At 40.5% G+C, this 19,740-nt stretch carries 20 protein-coding genes; 13 read left to right on the forward strand and 7 right to left on the reverse strand.

All coding sequences use genetic code 11. From position 1 onward, the window contains the following. Positions 1–111 precede the first annotated feature (111 nt). Genes ESY88_RS13115 through ESY88_RS13125 form a run of 3 tightly spaced genes read left to right on the forward strand, consistent with a single transcriptional unit; the run spans position 112 to position 2,634 of the window. A complete protein-coding gene (locus ESY88_RS13115; protein ID WP_147087208.1) occupies positions 112–834 on the forward strand; it encodes a polyprenol monophosphomannose synthase in 723 nt (240 codons plus the stop codon). Between the two features lies 1 nt (position 835). Next, on the forward strand, positions 836–2,182 hold the full coding sequence (locus ESY88_RS13120; protein ID WP_147087209.1) for a dihydroorotase: 1,347 nt from the start codon (positions 836–838) through the stop codon (positions 2,180–2,182). Beyond that, the gene (locus ESY88_RS13125; RefSeq protein ID WP_147087210.1) at positions 2,179–2,634 is read left to right on the forward strand and encodes a DUF4296 domain-containing protein; all 456 of its coding nucleotides are present in this window, start codon (positions 2,179–2,181) and stop codon (positions 2,632–2,634) included. Before ESY88_RS13120 ends, ESY88_RS13125 begins: the two co-directional genes overlap by 4 nt. Here ESY88_RS13125 and ESY88_RS13130 read toward each other — a convergent pair. Then, positions 2,628–3,653, reverse strand: coding sequence for an NAD-dependent epimerase/dehydratase family protein (locus ESY88_RS13130; RefSeq protein WP_147087211.1), 1,026 nt, complete (start codon positions 3,651–3,653; stop codon positions 2,628–2,630). The genes ESY88_RS13125 and ESY88_RS13130 overlap by 7 nt on opposite strands. 89 nt (positions 3,654–3,742) lie before the next feature. Between ESY88_RS13130 and tyrS the strand changes: the two genes are divergently transcribed. Further along, positions 3,743–5,047: a tyrosine--tRNA ligase gene (gene tyrS, locus ESY88_RS13135; RefSeq protein ID WP_147087212.1), complete on the forward strand. Its 1,305-nt coding sequence runs from the start codon at positions 3,743–3,745 to the stop codon at positions 5,045–5,047. 553 nt (positions 5,048–5,600) lie between these two features. Here the strand turns inward: tyrS and ESY88_RS13140 are convergent. The 3 genes from ESY88_RS13140 to ESY88_RS13150 form a co-directional block, all read right to left on the reverse strand. Then, complete coding sequence (locus tag ESY88_RS13140; protein ID WP_394343960.1) at positions 5,601–6,629, reverse strand: LuxE/PaaK family acyltransferase; 1,029 nt, start codon at positions 6,627–6,629, stop codon at positions 5,601–5,603. A gap of 206 nt (positions 6,630–6,835) precedes the next feature. Beyond that, complete coding sequence (locus ESY88_RS13145) at positions 6,836–8,560, reverse strand: T9SS type A sorting domain-containing protein (protein ID WP_147087213.1); 1,725 nt, start codon at positions 8,558–8,560, stop codon at positions 6,836–6,838. A 118-nt stretch (positions 8,561–8,678) separates the two neighbouring features. Continuing rightward, positions 8,679–9,014: a T9SS type A sorting domain-containing protein gene (locus ESY88_RS13150; protein WP_147087214.1), complete on the reverse strand. Its 336-nt coding sequence runs from the start codon at positions 9,012–9,014 to the stop codon at positions 8,679–8,681. A gap of 202 nt (positions 9,015–9,216) precedes the next feature. Here ESY88_RS13150 and ESY88_RS13155 point away from each other — a divergent pair, with 202 nt between their 5' ends. Both ESY88_RS13155 and ESY88_RS13160 read left to right on the forward strand, forming a co-directional pair. After that, positions 9,217–9,900, forward strand: coding sequence for a response regulator transcription factor (locus ESY88_RS13155; protein WP_147087215.1), 684 nt, complete (start codon positions 9,217–9,219; stop codon positions 9,898–9,900). Next, entirely contained in the window at positions 9,900–10,943 is a 1,044-nt protein-coding gene (locus tag ESY88_RS13160; protein WP_147087216.1) for a sensor histidine kinase, read from the forward strand. Before ESY88_RS13155 ends, ESY88_RS13160 begins: the two co-directional genes overlap by 1 nt. Here ESY88_RS13160 and ESY88_RS13165 read toward each other — a convergent pair. Further along, positions 10,917–11,984, reverse strand: a complete 1,068-nt coding sequence (locus ESY88_RS13165; RefSeq protein ID WP_147087217.1) for a glycosyltransferase — start codon at positions 11,982–11,984, stop codon at positions 10,917–10,919. The two genes, ESY88_RS13160 and ESY88_RS13165, sit on opposite strands and share 27 nt — an antisense overlap. 107 nt (positions 11,985–12,091) lie before the next feature. Between ESY88_RS13165 and trmB the strand changes: the two genes are divergently transcribed. From trmB to ESY88_RS13205, 7 genes are all read left to right on the forward strand, one after another. Beyond that, the gene (trmB, locus tag ESY88_RS13170; RefSeq protein WP_147087218.1) at positions 12,092–12,766 is read left to right on the forward strand and encodes a tRNA (guanosine(46)-N7)-methyltransferase TrmB; all 675 of its coding nucleotides are present in this window, start codon (positions 12,092–12,094) and stop codon (positions 12,764–12,766) included. 3 nt (positions 12,767–12,769) lie between these two features. Beyond that, positions 12,770–13,399, forward strand: coding sequence for a LysE family transporter (locus tag ESY88_RS13175; RefSeq protein WP_147087219.1), 630 nt, complete (start codon positions 12,770–12,772; stop codon positions 13,397–13,399). Next, the gene (locus tag ESY88_RS13180) at positions 13,400–13,738 is read left to right on the forward strand and encodes an MGMT family protein (RefSeq protein WP_147087220.1); all 339 of its coding nucleotides are present in this window, start codon (positions 13,400–13,402) and stop codon (positions 13,736–13,738) included. A gap of 243 nt (positions 13,739–13,981) precedes the next feature. Further along, the gene (locus ESY88_RS13190; RefSeq protein ID WP_147087222.1) at positions 13,982–15,121 is read left to right on the forward strand and encodes an Mrp/NBP35 family ATP-binding protein; all 1,140 of its coding nucleotides are present in this window, start codon (positions 13,982–13,984) and stop codon (positions 15,119–15,121) included. 77 nt (positions 15,122–15,198) lie between these two features. Then, positions 15,199–15,441, forward strand: a complete 243-nt coding sequence (locus tag ESY88_RS13195; RefSeq protein ID WP_147087223.1) for a NifU family protein — start codon at positions 15,199–15,201, stop codon at positions 15,439–15,441. A gap of 297 nt (positions 15,442–15,738) precedes the next feature. Beyond that, a complete protein-coding gene (locus ESY88_RS13200; RefSeq protein WP_147087224.1) occupies positions 15,739–16,800 on the forward strand; it encodes an NAD(P)/FAD-dependent oxidoreductase in 1,062 nt (353 codons plus the stop codon). 308 nt (positions 16,801–17,108) lie between these two features. Further along, positions 17,109–17,444: a 2Fe-2S iron-sulfur cluster-binding family protein gene (locus ESY88_RS13205; protein ID WP_147087225.1), complete on the forward strand. Its 336-nt coding sequence runs from the start codon at positions 17,109–17,111 to the stop codon at positions 17,442–17,444. 147 nt (positions 17,445–17,591) lie between these two features. Here the strand turns inward: ESY88_RS13205 and ESY88_RS13210 are convergent, their stop codons facing one another. Together ESY88_RS13210 and ESY88_RS13215 are read right to left on the reverse strand one after the other, a co-directional pair. Next, positions 17,592–18,299 carry an SGNH/GDSL hydrolase family protein gene (locus ESY88_RS13210; protein WP_147087226.1) on the reverse strand — a complete coding sequence of 236 codons (708 nt, stop codon included), beginning with the start codon at positions 18,297–18,299 and terminating at the stop codon, positions 17,592–17,594. Positions 18,300–18,421: 122 nt separating this feature from the next. Beyond that, entirely contained in the window at positions 18,422–19,600 is a 1,179-nt protein-coding gene (locus ESY88_RS13215; RefSeq protein WP_147087227.1) for an acyl-CoA dehydrogenase family protein, read from the reverse strand. Between the last annotated feature and the right edge of the window lie 140 nt (positions 19,601–19,740).

The raw sequence follows: 19,740 nt of genomic DNA on the forward strand, positions 1-19,740 counted from the left end.
TTGTTGAGCAAATCACATATTAACATTGTTTATGAGATTTAGCATAAAATAAATATTTAAAACGCTTACTTTTGCCTTGAAACCAAGCTTAAAACCTAAGATTATTTTTTGATGAAGGACGCTGTAGTGATCATACCAACCTACAATGAGATTGAGAATATTGAAGCCATTGTAAGAGCAGTATTTTCACAGAAAAAAGCGTTCGATATTTTGGTGGTAGATGATAGCTCACCCGATCAAACCGCGGCAAGAGTCCGGTTTTTGCAAAATGAGTTTAAGGGGCAGTTGCACCTACTTTCACGATCAGGAAAAACAGGTTTGGGAACCGCCTACATCGCGGGGTTCCAATGGAGCTTGGAGAAAGATTACCAATATATTTTTGAGATGGATGCCGATTTTTCCCATGATCCCAATGATCTCAGCAAATTATATCATGCCTGTGCGGTGGGTGGTGCAGATCTCTCCATAGGGTCTCGTTATGTTAATGGTGTGAATGTGGTAAATTGGCCAATGAGTAGAGTCTTAATGTCTTATGGGGCTTCAAAATACGTAAGGTTTATCACACGCATGAACATTTGCGATACCACAGCAGGTTTTGTATGTTACAAACGCAAAGTTTTAGAAACTATCAATCTCAAGGAGATCAAGTTTGTGGGCTATGCCTTTCAAATAGAAATGAAATTTAAGGCTTATTTGAAAAACTTCAAGATCGTGGAGGTGCCTGTAATTTTCACAGATCGGGTTAGAGGCAAATCAAAAATGAGCGGCGGCATTATTTCCGAAGCGATATTCGGTGTTATAAAAATGAAATTTAATAGTTTTTTTAGATCTTAAAATGGAAGGAAAGACCATACTTATCAAAAATGCCAAAATCGTTAACGAAGGCAAGATTACTGAAGGCGACATCTATATTGAAGGAGATTATATTAAGGAAGTGGCAACTTCCATAAGTGCAAAATCCTCTGAAGTAATTATTATAGATGCTGAAGGCAACTACGTGTTTCCAGGCGTGATAGATGATCAAGTACACTTTAGGGAGCCAGGTTTAACGCATAAGGCAGATATTGCTTCAGAGTCTAAGGCAGCCATAGCTGGTGGGATAACCTCTTATATTGAGATGCCAAACACCTTACCTCAAACCACGACGGTTGAAAAATTGGAGGAAAAATTTGCCATCGCTGCACAGAGTTCTTTTGCCAATTATTCGTTCATGTTTGGTGGCACGAATGATAATTTGGATGAGATTTTAAAAGTGGATCCTAAAACCGTTGCGGGATTGAAATTGTTTTTAGGTTCTTCCACAGGAAATATGTTGGTGGATGATCCTAAGGTTATCGAAAAAATATTCAGTAGTACCAATATGGTCATTTCAGTGCATTGTGAAGATGAAGCCACCATCAAGAAAAATCTCGAAGCCCATATCGCTAAGTACGGTGAGGATATTCCTATTGAGAAACATCCTATTATTAGGAGTGAGGAAGCTTGCTACATATCATCCTCCAAGGCTATTGAATTGGCTAAAAAAACGGGAGCGCGTTTGCATGTGTTTCATTTATCAACTGGGAAGGAAACCAAATTGTTCAGCAATAAATTACCTTTAAAAGATAAAAAGATCACTTCGGAAGTATGCATTCATCATTTATGGTTTTCTGATGAAGATTATCAGAAGAAAGGCACTCACATTAAATGGAATCCTGCGGTTAAGACACCTAAAGACAGGGATCAACTCTGGAAAGCCTTATTGGATAATAGAATTGACGTGATTGCTTCAGACCACGCACCACACACCTTAGAAGAAAAAAACAACAAATATCTCAATGCACCTTCAGGAGGACCCTTGGTTCAACACGCTTTGGTGGCCATGATGGAAATGCACCACAAAGGCAAAATTTCTGTGGAAAAAATCGTTGAAAAAATGTGCCACAATCCTGCAATTTTATTCCAGGTAGAGAAACGCGGTTTTATAAAAGCTGGCTATTTTGCAGATTTGGTAATAGTGGATGCTAATAGTCCATGGTCTGTGAATGGCCAAAATATACTCTATAAATGTGGTTGGTCTCCTTTTGAAGGCACCACTTTTAAATCAAGAGTTACCCACACCTTTTTAAATGGAAGCTTGGTCTATAATAATTTTAAGTTTATGGATGTCAAAGCTGCAAAACGATTAACTTTTAACCGATGAAATATCTAATGTTACTTTTGATATTAGGTTTGGGCATGGGTTGCGCTAAGGACATTAGACCAAAAAAGCCTGATAATTTGATCGCGAAAGAGCAAATGGTCAATGTGTTGTATGATATCGCTATTCTCAATGCGGCCAAGGGAGCCCTTAAGAATGTTCTAGAAGAAGAAGGTATTTATCCGCAAAAGTACCTTTTTGAAAAGCACAAGATTGATAGCTTGCAGTTTGCACAGAGCAATGATTATTACAGTTATGACGTATCCACTTATGAAGAAATCATAGATCAAGTGAACGCCAAGATCGAAGCCCAAAGGAAAATTTATGAGGATAAAGTAGACAAGGAAGCCAAACGTCAACAACGCAAAAAAGACTCCATACGTAAGTTAAGCGACCGTGTGAACCAAGCCTTGATCAAGCCCGACGTAAAAGCAAAGACCGATACGACTCAATGAGTTTCTTTAAAATCCTTCAGAAAATAGGATCCCACATTTTTGATGGAGTCTTCCAAACCTGTAAACTCAAATCCCAAAGCTTCCTTGATTTTCGAATTATCATAAAGGGTCTCACTAGTAATCGAATTTGCCATGTGTCTGGAAAGTTTCCGGCGTTTGCCAAAGACTTTGTGGTTGAGCCAATCCAAACGCCAAGCCACAGCCAGCAAAAACGGACTCGCCTTTTTATTGGGTTTTTTCACATTTAAAGCTGCGGCAACCGTTTCTTGAAAGATTTGGATGCTTTGGTTCTTAGCGATTAAAATAAAACTTTCGTTTTTAATGCTGCTCATCATAAGTTGTTGCATGGCACTCACAACATCCCAAACGTCCACGTAAGCCGTGCTGCCCTCAGGATAGTAGCGAAGCCCATTATATATGGATGTGAACAAGCTCCCGCTACCACCACTTTTCCAAAAACCAGGTCCTAAGATAACTCCAGGGTTTATAATAACCGCGTCCACGCCTTCTTGTGTGCCACGCCAAACCTCAAGTTCTGCGCCATATTTAGTAATGGCATAAACACTGTTGTCTTGCTCTGGGTTCCAGTCGCTAGTCTCTGTGATGGGCGTTTCTGGGTGGGGTGCATTTCCTAATGCAGCAATTGAGCTTACGTAGCACAGCTTTTCAATGTTATTGGCGATGCAAAGGTTCACAATGTTAGCGGTGCCCTTGATGTTGATTTTACGAAGTTGGTTGTATTTATCAGGTTCAAAACTCACGAAGGCTGCACAATGATATACATGAGTGACATCTTTAAAAGCTAGTTCCAATAAGGGTATGTCGTTGAGGTCTGCTTCAATCCATTCAATGCGATTGTAAAGTTCGGCAACGTTTTCATTATAATAGGCAAACACGGTTTTTACGCGCTCAAGGGTGTGTTCGCGCCTGTAAATGGCTTTTACGCATTCGTTCTTGCTGAGCAAATCATATAACAAATGCGACCCTACCAATCCTGTACCTCCTGTGACTAAAATCATGGGCTAAATTTAAGCTTTTTTTACCGATTGTATTTTTTGTGGTTATGCCTATAAACCTATCTTTGTTCAAGTTTAAAAAAGCACCCATTATGAACACCAATTTTGTTGAAGAATTACGTTGGAGAGGTATGTTACATGACATCATGCCTGGCACTGAAGAGCAATTGAACAAGGAAATGACCACCGCATATATTGGCTTTGATCCCACCTCAGATGCGCTGCATATTGGCAGTTTGGTGCCTATCATTTTATTGGTGCACCTTGAAAAAGCGGGCCATAAACCTATTGCCTTGGTTGGTGGCGCTACGGGGATGATTGGCGACCCGTCCGGTAAAAGCGATGAGCGCAATCTTTTGGATGAAAAAACACTCAACCACAACGTTGCTGGCATAAAAGCGATTCTATCGCGGTTTTTAAATTTTGATGGCACTACAGAAAATGCGCCAGTCTTGGTCAATAATTACGACTGGATGAAAGATTTCAGTTTCATTGATTTTGCTCGGGACGTAGGGAAGCGCATAACCGTAAATTACATGATGTCTAAAGACTCGGTTAAAAAACGATTGAGTGGGGAAGAAGGTAATATTGGTATGTCCTTCACAGAATTTACCTATCAGCTCATTCAGGGTTATGACTTTTACCATTTGTACAAGCACCATAATTGTGTATTGCAAATGGGCGGAAGCGACCAATGGGGCAACATTACCACAGGTACTGAGTTGGTAAGGCGCATGCATGTTGGCGAGGAAGCCAAAGCCTATGCAATGACTTGCCCATTGATCACGAAAGCCGATGGTTCTAAATTTGGAAAGACCGAAGGTGGAAATATTTGGTTGACTGCCGATAAGACCTCGGTTTATAAATTCTACCAGTTTTGGCTTAATGCCAGTGATGCCGATGCTGAAAAATACATCAAGATCTTTACTTTTTTAGATAGGGACAGCATTGAATCCTTCATTGCTACGCATAATGAAAATCCACACTTGCGTTTATTGCAGAAGCGTTTGGCGCAAGAGGTCACTACGTTTGTGCATTCTCAAGAGGAGTTTGAAAATGCAGAAAAGGCTTCGCAGATCTTATTCAGCAAAAGCTTCAAAGCCGATATCAAAACTTTGGATGAGCAGACCTTTTTAGATGTTTTTGAAGGTGTGCCGCTGGTGGAAATTTCGCGAGAGACTTTTAGCTCCTTGGATATGATTGGCGCTTTGGCTGCCGAAACCAATTTCTTGGGATCCAATAGTGAAGCGCGACGGGCACTTAAGGAAAACGCAGTTTCGGTAAACAAGGAAAAGGTGACGGAAGATTATCAGCTTAGCGAAGACGATTTGATAAACAATAAATACATCATTTTAAATAAGGGGAAGAAGCATACTTATATCATTAAGGTGTCCTAAAGCAATAGATTTCAATAATAGTACTGTGCGCATCAGCATTGTAAGATGGCAAAATAATAAAGGAGTGATCCCGAGGCTTTAGGGCTTGCAAACGCATTTGCCGCAAGTAAAAAGTGAACATAAAAAACGTCCCGCAAGTAGCGGGACGTTCAACATTAACCAATCAACTATTATAACGAAGCTAATCCTTCTTTTTCATAGAACTCTAAAAAACTACTATTCTAAATTCATAGCTTCTCCCGCTTAGTCGTGAAGCTTCTTCATAACTTTCGCCGTTTTAATGACTTAGATGTTAAAGTATTGCTAAAAAAATTCAGAAATAGTTGTGGTCGCCTATATAGAAAGTGATGACATGCGATTTTATGATCCGTGAGCAAAATTATAGAGAGGTCTTATTTAATCCCTCCATGGGGTTTTATTCCCCGAGGCTTGCCTCGAAATACAAAGAACATTTTTCAATTCATACCTTGTGGGCTTGCCCCGAGGTAATTGATTTTGTCTTGAAGCGACTTGTACAGAACCCCAAGTGATATAGGCGCTATTTGATCTTAAGCTAAAGCACCATCAAATTGCATCCTCTAATGTCGCTGGTATCAAATCGGCCGATGATTTCAAAACTATGGTCTTCATGAACGCGACCAAGGTCTTGCGTGGCAATAAAGGCGCAGGAGTTCACATTGGCAAGGTCAATGACGTTAATGCCTCCGGTTTTCCCTGCTTGTTGCAGTGTTAAAGCATCTTCGGGGTCTCGCGTAAGAATGCGCATCCAATTGGGGCATTCAAAAATCCCATCTCCTTTGGAGTAGGCCTGGCTGAGCAATTCGGTCATGCCATATTCGCTATGGATGGTGTCAACACCAAATCCGTTTTTTAGGATTTGATGCAACTCTTCGCGCACCAGTTCCTTACGTCTGCCCTTCATGCCACCTGTTTCCATGACAATGGTATGTTTTAAGCTGAATTGATACTGCTCCACCAAATCCAATAAAGCAAAGGACACGCCTATGAGCAATACCTTTTTGCCTTCACGATCCAATGCCAGTAGTTTTGATTTCAATTTATTGATAGTATCCAAATAAAAACCGCTTTCTGGATGTTGGGAATGCTTGATCATATCGTCAACCATATAAATGAGTGACGCCCCTTGGCGTTCTAAATAGCTTGGCAATAGTGCCAAGATGACGTAGTCGGTAATGTTTCCGTAGAACTGCTGAAATGCTTTACGGAAACTGGCCTCATATACAGTTAAATCGGTAACCCCATGTTTACTGGTGCTGCTGCCTGTGGTTCCGCTACTGGAAAAAGTGGCTTGAATGGGGAGTGTTGAGCTCTTAATCTCATGGCTCTTGAAGAACTGGATAGGCAAAAATGGAATATCTGCCACAGTTTTCACATCACTGGGATGTTTACATAGCAAATCACAAAAGGAACGGTAGACCTTATTGTGCTCAAACTGAAATTTGAAAACGTCTAAGGCAGTACGTGTAAATTCTGCTTCCGAAGCAATCGAAAAAATGCGGGTTGGCTCAATCATCTTTACAAAAATAACCAAAGAACTCGAACTGACTTTTTCTTTTGCCAACGAATTATACATTTTACATCCTAATCGTTCTATGTTTAGCTTCCGAAGCCACTATAATGCCTCCATAAAGAATGGGATTCATGCGTAAATGCCAGCATTTTGGGATCTCACAAATCGTCAATACAAGTCATAAAAAAAGACCTGAAAGCTTTTTATAAGCTCACAGGTCTAATATTGAATTTATGCTGTTGTTTAAAAAACAAGCTTTACTTAATCACTAACTTTTTAGTTACTGATGCCTTATTTTGAGAAATCTTTAAAATATAAATCCCACTGTTTAAAGCAGATACATTTAAGCGATCATGAGTCAAAGTTTGATTGATGACGCTTTTTCCTAAAATGTCAAATACTGTGACAGAAATGGCATCATTATTAGCACTAGTAATGTTCACGAATCCTGTTGAAGTTGGGTTAGGATACACAACGACTGAAGTCGCATCAAATTGGCTTACAGAAAGAACGGCCACGCTAAAATCGTCAGCATCTCTAGCCGTAATGTAGTATGCATTACCAGATCTTTCCGTGAGGATCCCCGTAATATCTGTAACCATGGTTGGTACATTTGCACCAATATAATCTGCAGAGAAGAAAGCAGTTCTAAAGTTGAAAGTTTCTGCGCCTTGGCCTTGGGTTAATTCATATTCTGTACCTGTAACAAATGTAGGCTCAGTGTTATCCATCGTAACCGCAGTAATCGTAACCAACTCCGACTCATAGTTTTCAGCATTTGCGCTTAGCATGGCTAAAGTTACAGCTTGTGGTGTAAGCGCATTAGCGGTTGAGCTCGCTGCAGCAGAATCTTCAATTGGTGTAAATTGAAGCGTGCCACCAAATTCAGAAAGCGTACCTACGATACCAGTAATCCCATCTGCAATGTTATAAGCAGTGCTCATAACACCTGAAGGGTCATCAATCAAGATAGCGCCTGTAGCATCTTCGACGAATTTTTGATTTCTAAAACTTTGTTGGTAAGTCAACAGGACCTCGCCAGTAAGTTCATATACTTCACCTGAAGCCCCAGCTCTAAGAGCAGCTATGTTAGCCACCGTGTTTGATGATAATACACTAAAGGAAATTGTATCAGAATCCAATATACCGCCATCTACCAAATCAACAGTGACGTCGTAAGACTCACCATCAGTAGCAGTAATCTCAAAAGGACTTGTTACGCCATTTGTAGTAGATCCATTGACTGTGATATTGACGGTCTCAGTACCTGAAAGATTGTTGGTTGTAAATTCCACATTAACCGTGGTAGTTCCAGGTGCCAATGTTGCGCCGTTTGCAGGTGATAAAATGTTGATGGCAGGTTCAGTGTTTTGTGTGATTGTGTAAGTGCCAACGCCACCAATAAGGGTTTCAAAAGTATCTGCACCACCTTGGCATGTTCCTAATCCGTTCAAAGCTCCTGCGCCTCCAAAGGTCCAATTGGCTGCATTAAAGCTGCTATCAGGACCGGTGCCATTTACTCTTTTAGCATAAGAATCGGCGTATTCCCAGGATTCTCCAGAACCATCTACTGTATCAACGCCATATTGATCAATTACCGTTGTGCTGGCTGTTAAGATGATTCTAACTCTATCGTCTCCGTTAACACTCATGGTATTGGTAATTAACACTGGGGCAGAAGCCAATGAAGGAAATTCTGTAGCAATGGCGTCAGTACTGCTTGAAATGCTAATATAAACAAAATCATTTGTGACTTCCCCAAAACTTGAGAGGTCTTGAGCGTTCCCCCATGTGACGTTGGCATTGGTTTGATTCTCTAAGCTATAGTCTGCAAAATCAACAGTACCATTGGCATAGATTTCAAGTAATTTCGGGTTTCCACCACTACAATCACCATCTACAATAGAAGTGATGATAGGATTCTGCCCAAATGAAGCAAAACCAATCATAAATGTTAAAGCTAAAAAGTAAAGTTTTTTCATAAGTATTTAGTTAAATGAGTATATTGAATGAGCCGTAAATATAGATACATTTTCGAGCTTAAGCGAGAAAAGTTAGCCTAAACAAAGGATTTTACGATTATATAACATTGAGTTAAAGTTACCTTACAACCAGTTTTCTAGTCGCAGTAACGTTGTTTTCCTCAATCTTTATGATATATACTCCAGGGGTTAATTTGGAAATGTTGAGTTCTTTCCCAAATAGAGAAGTGCTGACGATTCTTTTACCTAAAACATCGAATATGTCAACAGATTTAATAAGGTTGCTTTTTGTAGTGATGTAAAGTTTACCATTGCTCACGGGATTGGGGTAGATGGATAGCCCTTCAATTGTTTCAGTTTTTGGTGATTGTTGCAAATCAGAAGATTGCGCAAAACCAATTGAACTAAAGCCTAGCGTGAATGTGAAGAAAATAATGAAGACGTAATTTTTCATTCCATAGAATTAATTTGAAATAAAAATAGTGAATAACTGCTATCGCTCCTAATAATTCAATGTTAAAGATTTGGTGTTTCATCGAAAAAGACATTTTAAAAATCAGGGTTTTAAAGTTAACTTAAGGTTATTAAAGCATGACTTCGTTCTAAACTTTACAATTTACCTTTACCTTTACATACATATTGATGCGCGCAATTTCATGAAAAAAACAGACATAAAAATCCTTTTGGTCGACGATGAACCAGACATTTTAGAGATTGTTGGATATAACCTAATAAATGAAGGCTATAAGGTCATCACTGCAAAAAATGGTCTGGAGGCAATTAAAATGGCAAAAGCGGAGCTTCCGCAATTGATTATTTTAGATGTCATGATGCCAAAGATGGATGGCATTGAAGCCTGTGAGAATATTAGAAAAATACCTGAATTAGCAGAAACGCTTATTGCTTTTTTAACAGCTCGGGGTGAGGACTATTCGCAAATGGCTGGATTTGACGCTGGAGCAGACGATTATATAACCAAGCCCATCAAACCAAAAGTATTGGTAAGTAAAGTTAAAGGGCTCCTTAGAAGATTAAAGGAAGATGTAGTTAAAGAAGACATCATCAAAGTAGGCAACCTTGTGATCAATAGGGAAGAATATAAAATCATCCTAAAAGGGAAAGAAATCATCTTGCCAAGAAAAGAATTTGAATTGCTATCTTTGCTAGCAACAAAGCCAAACAAAGTTTTTAAACGCGAAGTTATTTTGGATAAAGTTTGGGGCAATGAAGTGGTTGTTGGCGGGCGCACTATCGATGTCCACATTAGAAAACTCAGAGAAAAAATTGGCGATAAACGTTTTAAAACCATTAAAGGTGTTGGCTACAAGTTTGTAGATTAATGAATAAGAAATTAAAAAAAACCTATAAGTTCGCATACAAGACGTCTTTGTATCTCACTTTATTTATGACGCTCATCTTGGGCGTTTTTTTATATCTATTGCAGGCCTTTGACATTATATACATGCTGGTCTTTGCAATTGCAACTTATTTCGTTTCCTTTTTGACCATACAACATCGGGTGGAGCGTTTTATCTATCGAAGAGTTCAAAAAATCTACGACGATCTCACCTTGTTAGAATCCACCTCTCTGCGCAGGCAGCCCATAACCACCGATATGGCAACCTTGACTCGCCAAATTGATAAATATGCCAAAGAGAGAAAAATAGAGATTGAAACCCTCAAAGTACGTGAAGAATACCGTAAGGAATTCTTAGGCAATGTTTCGCATGAGTTAAAAACACCGCTCTTTACCGTACAAGGCTACATATCCACCTTATTGGATGGGGCTAAGGATGACAAAGCCTTATTAGATAAATACCTTATGCGTGCCAACAAAGGTGTGGAGAGGCTCATTTATATAGTCAAGGATTTAGACATGATCACCAAATTAGAGGTGGGTGATTTAAGCCTAAACATCAAAGCGTTTGATATTGTAGATTTAGTGCAGAGCGTGATTGAGCTTTTGGAAATGAAGGCTGCCAAGAAAAAAATCTCCCTAATTTTTGATAGGGACTACTCAGAGCCCATCATGGTCATGGCCGATCGGGAGCGCATCCAACAAGTGCTCACTAACCTTGTCACAAATTCCATAAAATACGGCAAAGAAAAAGGCACTACCGAAATAAGTATAGAAAACCTCATCAAAAACAAAGTTATTGTGCGGGTAACCGATAATGGTGAGGGCATTGCAAACAACAATATCCCGCGCTTGTTTGAGCGTTTCTACCGTGTGGATAAAAGTGGTTCTCGAAAAGAAGGAGGCTCTGGTCTTGGGCTTTCCATAGTGAAACATATCATTGAAGCACACGATGAGCGCATCTATCTCGAAAGCGAATTGGCCGTGGGGAGTGAATTTTCATTCACGCTCGAAAAGGCTAAATAGCGATTTAAAATCTGTAGGACAATCTAAATGGCTTAAGCCCTTATATCGTTCAACTTCAACCAGCATGGCAACATTAAATTCGCTTTGTTTGCAAAATGGGGCCAAGCCTAATTTGGCCATGCGTCTTGCTAGGTATTCCTGTTCAAACTGCCCAGGAGTGGGGATGAAAAAAGCCTTTTTATCAAGCTTTGACAAATCCATGATGCTTGTGTAACCAGATCGCGAAACCACCAGCTTACTCGCATTTATGGCTTGCTCCAATTGCGAACTGGTCATAAAATTATAGCTGGTCCAATTTTTTTCTTCGGAAACCTCCTGCGCTTCCTCAACTTTACCTTTAACGAGCAAAATCTGCCCCTCATGGTTTGCCAGTTCTTTTAATAGTTTTTCCTCTAGCAGGGTGCGTTGTGGTTCAGGCCCAGAAAGCAAAATCAAAAGATCATAAACGAAGTCGGTGTTTTTTTTGCTAAATCGACTCAAGGGCCCAACATATTTGATATTCAAGCCCGAGGTAGAACCATGACCTAGCCTACCACTCAAATTTGAACTGTCTTCAACATCGGGCACCCAACAGGCATCAAAACGTTTGATGAGCTTATGTTGTATGCGCGTGCTCAGCCAAGTGGTGTTTCCGCTCAGGACTTGAAGTTGATGCGTTATAAAAACGGAAGGGATGTCTTCGTGGTAAACACCAAATCGATTGTCGGAAATGATTCCGTCAATCTGATGTGCTTTTACCAGTTCTGAAGTCAAACGGTGTTCCTTTTTGATGGCTCTCAAGATTTTGGGTGTGTTCTGAAGCATTTTCAGCTTGAAGAAACCGGCATTTTTTGAATAGCGAATCTGGTAAGATGGCAACGCGATGCAGGTAAGTGTCTCAAATTCCTTCCGCAGCAATGCCAATGCAGCACCATCGCTTGCAATAATAGGCGTAAGACCCTGCGACACCAAAGCTTTGATGATTGGGATGCAGCGCGTGGCATGACCCAAGCCCCAGTTTAAGGGAGCTATAAGAATACGTTTTTGGGAGGTGGAAGTCACAACTTAGCCATTTTGGAAGAGTCTTTTGTCAAAACAAATATAAAGCTAAAAATGTTTCCTTAATTTTACCGCTTTAAATCTAATACCGAAAATCGTTAATTTGTAAGGTGGGAAGTAAAAATAAACTTAAGAGATTCAGGGAAAATGAAACCTTTGACAATGTGTTTCAGCCAAAACGGGAGGATCTGGTAGATGCAGCTTATGAATTGCAGGGGCAATGGAATGCCAAGGTGTTCAAGAATGATCACCCTTTGGTGCTGGAGCTGGGTTGTGGCAAAGGAGAATACACTACAGCATTGGCCAAGAAATTTCCGAACAAGAATTTTATTGGTATTGACATCAAGGGAGCACGTTTTTGGCGTGGCGCCAAATCTGCCCTTGAAGAGGGTTTGCCCAACGTGGCCTTTTTAAGGACCCAGATTGAATTGGTGGATGAGGCTTTTGGAAAAAGCGAGGTCGATGAAATTTGGATCACTTTTCCAGACCCACAGATCAAATACAAACGTACCAAACATAGAATGACCAATTCTATTTTTCTAGAGCGGTATAAAAAAATCCTAAAACCTGAGGGCGTGGTCAATCTCAAGACAGATAGTGAGTTTATGCACGGTTATACCTTGGGCTTGTTGCATGGTGGAGGTCACGAAGTGTTGTACGCCAATCATAATGTCTACAAACAGGAGGGAAGTCCAGACGAGGTCACCAGCATCCAAACCTATTATGAGTCTTTATATTTAAACCAAGATAAACCAATTACGTATATTCGGTTTAAAATAAAGTAGATTTTGAGCATTACTGTCATCTTTTTTCTAGGTTTATTAATAGCACTCATTGGGGTGATCCCGCCGGGCTTACTCAATATGACGGCAGCAAAAATCAGTTTAAAGGATGGGCATCCTAGTGCCATAGTATTCTCTTTGGGTGTGTGTTTGGTGGTTTTTTTACAAACGTATATTGCGGCGATGTTTGCTCGGTATATGACCAATCATCAAGATGTGGTTGAGATCTTGCAACGTGTCGCTTTTGTGATTTTTGTGCTCATTACCATTTATTTTCTTTGTGTTGCAAAAGGTGATGCACAACCAGATGTGGAGCCACATGCCAGAAGCAAACATAGCCGATTCTTTCAGGGGATTTTCCTATCGGCCATTAATGTGTTTCCCATTCCCTATCAAGCTTACATGACCATTACCATTGCCTCTTTTGGCTGGTTTGTTTTTGACACCACCAGTATTGTGACCTATTGCTCTGGTGCCACCACCGGAACATTTGTGATGTTATACATGTATATGTTTTTCTTCGATAAGATAAAAGCCAGGAAACTCACCTCGCAAAGGAACATGAATCGCATGATTGGCGCTATAACATGTATTATCGCGATCGTTACATTTATAAATATCTTAATGGAACTTTAAATGTTACCAGAAACCCCGAGTTTTTTTGAGCGCGTTTATGTAGTGGTGCGTCAAATTCCTTACGGAAAAGTGACCAGTTACGGTGCAATCGCCAATTATTTGGGTGCCAAACAAAGTTCCAGGTTAGTGGGCTACGCCATGAATAATTCCCACGGTAAGGATGTGCCTGCACATCGCGTGGTTAACCGTAAAGGCTTGCTCACAGGAAAACACCACTTTGAAGGCACTAACCTCATGCAGCAGCTTTTGGAAAGTGAAGGCATTGTGGTTGTGGAGAACCAGATTCAAGAATTTGACAAGGTGTTTTGGAATCCTTCGGAAGAACTGCGAAATTTATAAAATTCCAAATTTCGTCTTCAACTTCAACTTCAACTTCATCTTCGTCTTCGTCTTCATCTTCATCTTCAACTTCAACTTCAACTTCATCTTCATCTTCGTCTTCATCTTCATCTTCGTCAATTTCAATTTCATCTTCTTTCCGCTTCAATCTTTATTAGTTATCTTTGTTCTTTAGAATTAATCTTAATAAAACAACGAGGGTTTTCAGTAGCAAGAAACCATCAATATTAGTCTTTATACATCATGAAATTAAATAAACAGGATATATTAAAAGCGCTTGAACACATCACTGTGCCTGGAGAAGGTCAGAATATGGTGGATAGCGGTGCGGTTAAAAACGTGGTCACTTTTGCAGATGAGGTCATTGTAGATATTACGATCAACAATCCAAGTTTGCAGGCCAAGAAAAAAACCGAAGTGGAAATCATGAAAATCATTCATGATAAGGTTTATGAAAAAGCCAAAATCACGGTCAATGTCAAGGTAGATGCGCCCGAAAAATCGGCAACCAATACCATCAAAGGGAAAGAAATTCCTGGCATACAGAATATCATCGCAGTTGCCTCAGGTAAAGGTGGCGTGGGTAAATCCACGGTGACCGCTAACTTGGCGGTAACCCTTTCCAAAATGGGCTTTAAGGTGGGTGTTCTGGATGCAGATATCTACGGACCTTCCATGCCAATTATGTTCGATGTGGAGTTGGAGCGACCCGTTGCAGTCAACATCGACGGCAAGTCAAAAATGAAACCCGTAGAAAATTATGGGGTCAAAATGCTTTCCATCGGCTTTTTTACAAAGCAGGATCAAGCGGTGGTATGGCGTGGGCCTATGGCAGCAAAAGCACTCAACCAAATGATTTTTGATGCCGCATGGGGCGAGCTCGATTTCTTATTGATTGATTTGCCTCCAGGCACTGGCGACATCCATTTGAGCATCATGCAGTCTTTGCCAATTACGGGCGCTGTGGTGGTGAGTACCCCTCAAAATGTGGCTTTGGCCGATGCTAAAAAGGGAGTGGCAATGTTTCAGCAAGAGAGTATCAATGTTCCGGTTTTGGGGATTATTGAAAATATGGCTTATTTTACACCAGAAGAATTGCCAGATCACAAATATTATATCTTCGGAAAAGAGGGAGCTAAAAATCTTGCTTCCGATTTAAAAGTCCCCTTTTTAGGAGGACTGCCATTGGTGCAAAGTATCAGGGAATCTGGAGATGCGGGACGTCCGGCAGCAATGCAAACAGGAACAACCTTAGAAAAAGCTTTTGAGACCATAACCCAAAATGTGGTTCAGGAAGTGGTAAGGCGTAATGATAAGTTGCCACCAACGGAAGCGATTAAAATCACCACCATGGCAGGTTGCGCTGCGGTAAATAAAAAATAGACTACGAAACCATTCGTTTGAATTTTAAGACAACGGTCATTTCTTCGGAACATGAATAAATGTGAAATTTATAAATAATGAACATAGAAGAATTAAGAAACAATATAGAAAAAGCGCTGGATGAGATCCGTCCGTTTTTACAGAGTGATGGCGGTGATATTTCACTGCTGTCTATTGAAGATGGCAGGATAGTCAAAGTCCAGCTACAAGGTGCTTGCGTAGGTTGCAGTGTCAATCAAATGACGCTGAAATCTGGCGTTGAGATGACCATTAAAAAGTACGCACCCCAGATTGAACAAGTCATCAATATTGAGGCTTAAGGCCTGCGCAAGCAGGATTTCCATCTAGATAATCAAAATGTCTAGTCATCTATGAACAGGCACTTGTTTAAAATGACAATAGTCATAAAACTTGATGAAAATAGCGCTTAACTTTGATGCAAATTAAACCGGAGCTTTTGAGCTGAAGTGCCCAATATTTCGGACTTCAATTTTTAAAATTAAAATTCAGGATTACATTTAGCTTGTGCAGAAATTAGAGGAATAGGACGCCAATTGCGTTCAAATTAAAAAAAAATTCAGGTAGAAATCTTGAGATTCCTGCCTTTTCAGGAAAATATGATTAAAACAGATATACTTATTATTGGAGCGGGACCCACCGGACTTTTTGCCGTATTTGAAGCGGGTTTGCTTAAGTTAAAATGCCATTTAATAGATGCCCTGCCTCAAGCAGGCGGCCAATGTTCGGAAATTTATCCTAAAAAACCCATTTATGATATTCCAGCTTATCCAGAAATCCTTGCGGGCGATCTTACCGATAAATTGATGGAGCAATGCAAGCAGTTCAAACCAGGTTTTACCATGGGGGAACGTGCCGAAACGATTGAAAAACAAGAGGACGGAAGCTTCATCGTGACTACCAACAAAGGCACAAAGCATCAAGCGCCTGTGGTCGCTATCGCTGGCGGTTTGGGAAGCTTTGAGCCCAGAAAGCCATTGATTCCCAATATTGCATCCTTTGAAGATAAGGGGGTCGAGTATTTTATCAAGGATCCAGAAGTCTACAGAGACAAACGCGTGGTCATTGCTGGAGGAGGAGATTCCGCATTGGATTGGAGTATCTTTTTAAGCGCTATCGCCAAGAGTGTGACTTTGGTACACCGACGTAACGAATTTCGTGGGGCTTTGGATTCCGTTGAAAAAGTTCAGGAACTTAAAAATCAGGGTAAGATCACTCTAATTACCCCAGCAGAAGTGACCAATGTGGTTGGTCATCATAAAGTTGAAGCGGTTGTAATCGCTCAAGCCAAAAACATCGAAAAGGAATTTGAGGTGGAATGTGATCATTTCATCCCCTTGTTCGGTCTTTCTCCAAAACTCGGGCCTATTGCCAATTGGGGCTTGGAGATTGAGAAAAACGCCATAAAAGTTAATAATTCATTGGACTATCAAACCAACATCCCTGGTATTTTCGCCATTGGTGATGTGAACATCTACCCTGGCAAATTGAAACTGATTCTTTGTGGTTTTCACGAAGCGACCTTGATGTGCCAAGCAGCCTATCAAATCATAAATCCTGGTAAGCGCTATGTCTTAAAATACACAACCGTAAGTGGTGTAGATGGTTTTGATGGCACACGAAAGGAGTCGCCCAAGGCGGTGGTTAAGGCGATAGATTAAATTAGTGTTCAGTCTCAGTCTCAGTTGGCAGTTGCTTTAATTGAGCAACCTGCAAGGTTTCAAAAACCTTGTAGGTTTAGTTTAAAGTCAACTAAAAGCTGAATTATATTTGCTTCAATCAATTCTGATTAAAGACATGACTAGTAGATTCGTTTAAGCGTCCTTCAAGGTTTAAAAAGCCAGGTAGCTCTAATAGGAGAACAACTAAAATTACAGGCTTTCAATTAGGACAGGTAGCTAGATTTAGAAACAACTAACTTAACTCTTACAATCTCAGCGAAACCTCTGTGAATCTCTGCGTAATAAATATGGAAGAACAAGATATAAACATAACTATCATAGATAGAGAAGGCATAAAACACCAAATTCAAGCTCCAACCGATATGGCCATGAACTTAATGGAAGTGGTTCGCTCTTACGAATTGGCTCCAGAAGGCAGCATCGGCATTTGCGGTGGGATGGCCATGTGCGCCTCCTGCCAATGTTATGTGCGATCCAATCACGAACTGCCAGAAATGCAGGATGAAGAGGAGGCTATGTTGAGCGAGGCTTTTTATGTGAAGGACAATTCCCGCCTTGGCTGCCAAATCCGGATTACCAAAGATTTAGAAGGTTTGGAAGTAGAATTGGCGCCTGAGTCTTAATCGAAATAAAATGAGCCTGCTTGCCTGCAGGTTATCTCAAGAAAGCGAGCTGAAAAAAAAATCACTTCAGTAAATCTCCAAATTTTAATAATTAGTTTTCACTACCCACTACCCACTACCCACTACCCACTGCTTACTACCTAAGGCCTAATCAAGCTTCTGCAGTACAATTGGAATCATTCGCGCTACAAATCTAGCGTATGCCAATTTTGAAGGATGCAAACCATCCGAAGCCACTAAATCTGGATTTTGGATTCCTTGTCGCGTGATATCGGTTATGTTTAAGAAAGTGACCCCTTGAGCTTCACAGTAATTTTCAGCAATGGTATTATAGACATTGAGTTCTTTAAATATCGTTTTAGCATTACCGCTATTTTGACCGTAAGGTGTAAAACCATAATCAGGTATGGAAAGCACGATGACCTTATCTTTATCGCCCTTTGTGGCCCTAATGGCAGTTTGCACCAAATCTGAAAATTCCTTTTTATAGATGGATAGAGACTTATCTTGATACTGATTGTTCACACCGATCATTAGGGTTGCGATGTCATAGGAATTTGCGATTTCTGCTGAAGCAATTGCGTTTTTTAATTTAGTTGTAGTATAACCTGATTTGGCAATGACTCGTAAGTTAACCGGTCGATCAGATGTAATATTGGCTAGCAAACTATCCTTAAGTTGTTCTGGAAAGCTACAACTATCGCAAACACTTTCTCCAACGGTGTAGCTGTCTCCCAAAGCCAGAAGGTCAATGCTAATGTCGGTGGGTGCAATAGGCGCTTTCACAACAACGCCACTGCTGCTGCAAGAGCTGATAAGACCGACTGTGAAAATTATAAGAAGATTTTTTTTCATGACTTTGAAGATTCAATTTCTGAAACAAAAAAATACTTCCGTAAGTTTGGAAGTATTTTTATTATTATTTCAGCTCTAATGTCCTTGCTGTATTTGCTTAAAGATTCGTGCCTTCGCAGGAATTACTTGAAGGCGCTGAGGCCTGTAATATCCAATCCAGTTATCAATAAGTGAATATCGTGAGTCCCTTCATAAGTGACCACACTTTCAAGGTTCATCATGTGTCTCATGATGCTGTATTCTCCAGTGATGCCCATACCACCCAACATCTGTCTTGCGTCTCTGGCCACTGTTAGCGCCATATCCACATTGTTGCGTTTGGCCATGGAGATTTGTGCTGAGGTTGCCTTGCCTTCATTTTTTAACTGCCCTAATCGGTAGGCCAATAATTGGGCTTTGGTGATTTCGGTAATCATCTCCGCCAATTTCTTTTGTTGTAATTGAAACTGTCCAATGGGTTTTCCAAATTGTTTACGTTCTTTAGAATAGCGTAAAGCAGTATCGTAGCAATCCATCGCAGCACCAATAGCACCCCAAGCAATCCCAAAGCGCGCGGAATCCAAGCAACCCAAAGGCGCACCCAGTCCCGATTTGTTGGGCAACAGATTTTCCTTAGGCACTTTCACATCCTGAAAAATCAATTCACCCGTTGCACTGGCACGAAGCGACCATTTGTTGTGTGTTTCGGGAGTTGAAAAACCTTCCATCCCACGTTCAACGATGATGCCGTGAATACGACCTTCTTCATTTTTCGCCCAAACCACTGCGACATCACAAAATGGGGAATTCGAGATCCACATTTTTGCGCCATTTAAAAGGTAATGGTCGCCCATATCCTTGAAATTGGTGGTCATTCCACCAGGATCGGAACCATGATCGGGTTCGGTCAAACCAAAAGAGCCCATCCATTCTCCAGATGCTAATTTTGGCAGGTATTTTTTACGTTGCGCTTCGTCACCGTATTTCCAAATGGGATACATTACGAGTGAAGATTGCACAGATGCTGTACTCCTTACACCAGAATCGCCACGTTCAATCTCCTGCATGATGAGGCCGTAAGAAATTTGGTCGAGCCCTGCGCCACCGTATTCCTCAGGAATGTACGGGCCAAAAGCACCAATTTCCGCAAGACCTTTAATGATCTGTTTCGGGAATTCGGCTTTTTGGGCGTATTCTTCTATGATGGGAGAGACATCGCGTTTTACCCAATCCCTAGCGGCATTGCGCACTAATTTATGTTCTTCTGTAAATAAATCGTCCAAGTTATAATAATCTGGGGCTTCAAAAAGATCTGGCTTCATTATGGCGTGAATTTGTTTGTTTGCAAAAATAACGAAAACGATTGCAGTTAACAATTTAATGCTTCTTTTTCCGAAGTTTGAAAGGCTTTAATTTTTGTGAATACTTTAGAAGTGACACAAAGCAAACTGGTTTTGAAAAG

The sequence above is a fragment of the Subsaximicrobium wynnwilliamsii genome, from assembly GCF_007997225.1.
Classification (GTDB): domain Bacteria; phylum Bacteroidota; class Bacteroidia; order Flavobacteriales; family Flavobacteriaceae; genus Psychroserpens; species Psychroserpens wynnwilliamsii.

Excerpts from the sequence above, each read along its gene's own strand:
- ESY88_RS13115 (WP_147087208.1), top strand. The coding sequence starts at position 112 with ATGAAGGACGCTGTAGTGATCATACCAACCTACAATGAGATTGAGAAT.
- ESY88_RS13120 (WP_147087209.1), top strand. The coding sequence starts at position 836 with ATGGAAGGAAAGACCATACTTATCAAAAATGCCAAAATCGTTAACGAA.
- ESY88_RS13125 (WP_147087210.1), top strand. The coding sequence starts at position 2,179 with ATGAAATATCTAATGTTACTTTTGATATTAGGTTTGGGCATGGGTTGC.
- ESY88_RS13130 (WP_147087211.1), bottom strand. The coding sequence starts at position 3,653 with ATGATTTTAGTCACAGGAGGTACAGGATTGGTAGGGTCGCATTTGTTA.
- tyrS (WP_147087212.1), top strand. The coding sequence starts at position 3,743 with ATGAACACCAATTTTGTTGAAGAATTACGTTGGAGAGGTATGTTACAT.
- ESY88_RS13145 (WP_147087213.1), bottom strand. The coding sequence starts at position 8,560 with ATGAAAAAACTTTACTTTTTAGCTTTAACATTTATGATTGGTTTTGCT.
- ESY88_RS13150 (WP_147087214.1), bottom strand. The coding sequence starts at position 9,014 with ATGAAAAATTACGTCTTCATTATTTTCTTCACATTCACGCTAGGCTTT.
- ESY88_RS13155 (WP_147087215.1), top strand. The coding sequence starts at position 9,217 with ATGAAAAAAACAGACATAAAAATCCTTTTGGTCGACGATGAACCAGAC.
- ESY88_RS13160 (WP_147087216.1), top strand. The coding sequence starts at position 9,900 with ATGAATAAGAAATTAAAAAAAACCTATAAGTTCGCATACAAGACGTCT.
- ESY88_RS13180 (WP_147087220.1), top strand. The coding sequence starts at position 13,400 with ATGTTACCAGAAACCCCGAGTTTTTTTGAGCGCGTTTATGTAGTGGTG.
- ESY88_RS13190 (WP_147087222.1), top strand. The coding sequence starts at position 13,982 with ATGAAATTAAATAAACAGGATATATTAAAAGCGCTTGAACACATCACT.
- ESY88_RS13195 (WP_147087223.1), top strand. The coding sequence starts at position 15,199 with ATGAACATAGAAGAATTAAGAAACAATATAGAAAAAGCGCTGGATGAG.
- ESY88_RS13200 (WP_147087224.1), top strand. The coding sequence starts at position 15,739 with ATGATTAAAACAGATATACTTATTATTGGAGCGGGACCCACCGGACTT.
- ESY88_RS13205 (WP_147087225.1), top strand. The coding sequence starts at position 17,109 with ATGGAAGAACAAGATATAAACATAACTATCATAGATAGAGAAGGCATA.
- ESY88_RS13210 (WP_147087226.1), bottom strand. The coding sequence starts at position 18,299 with ATGAAAAAAAATCTTCTTATAATTTTCACAGTCGGTCTTATCAGCTCT.
- ESY88_RS13215 (WP_147087227.1), bottom strand. The coding sequence starts at position 19,600 with ATGAAGCCAGATCTTTTTGAAGCCCCAGATTATTATAACTTGGACGAT.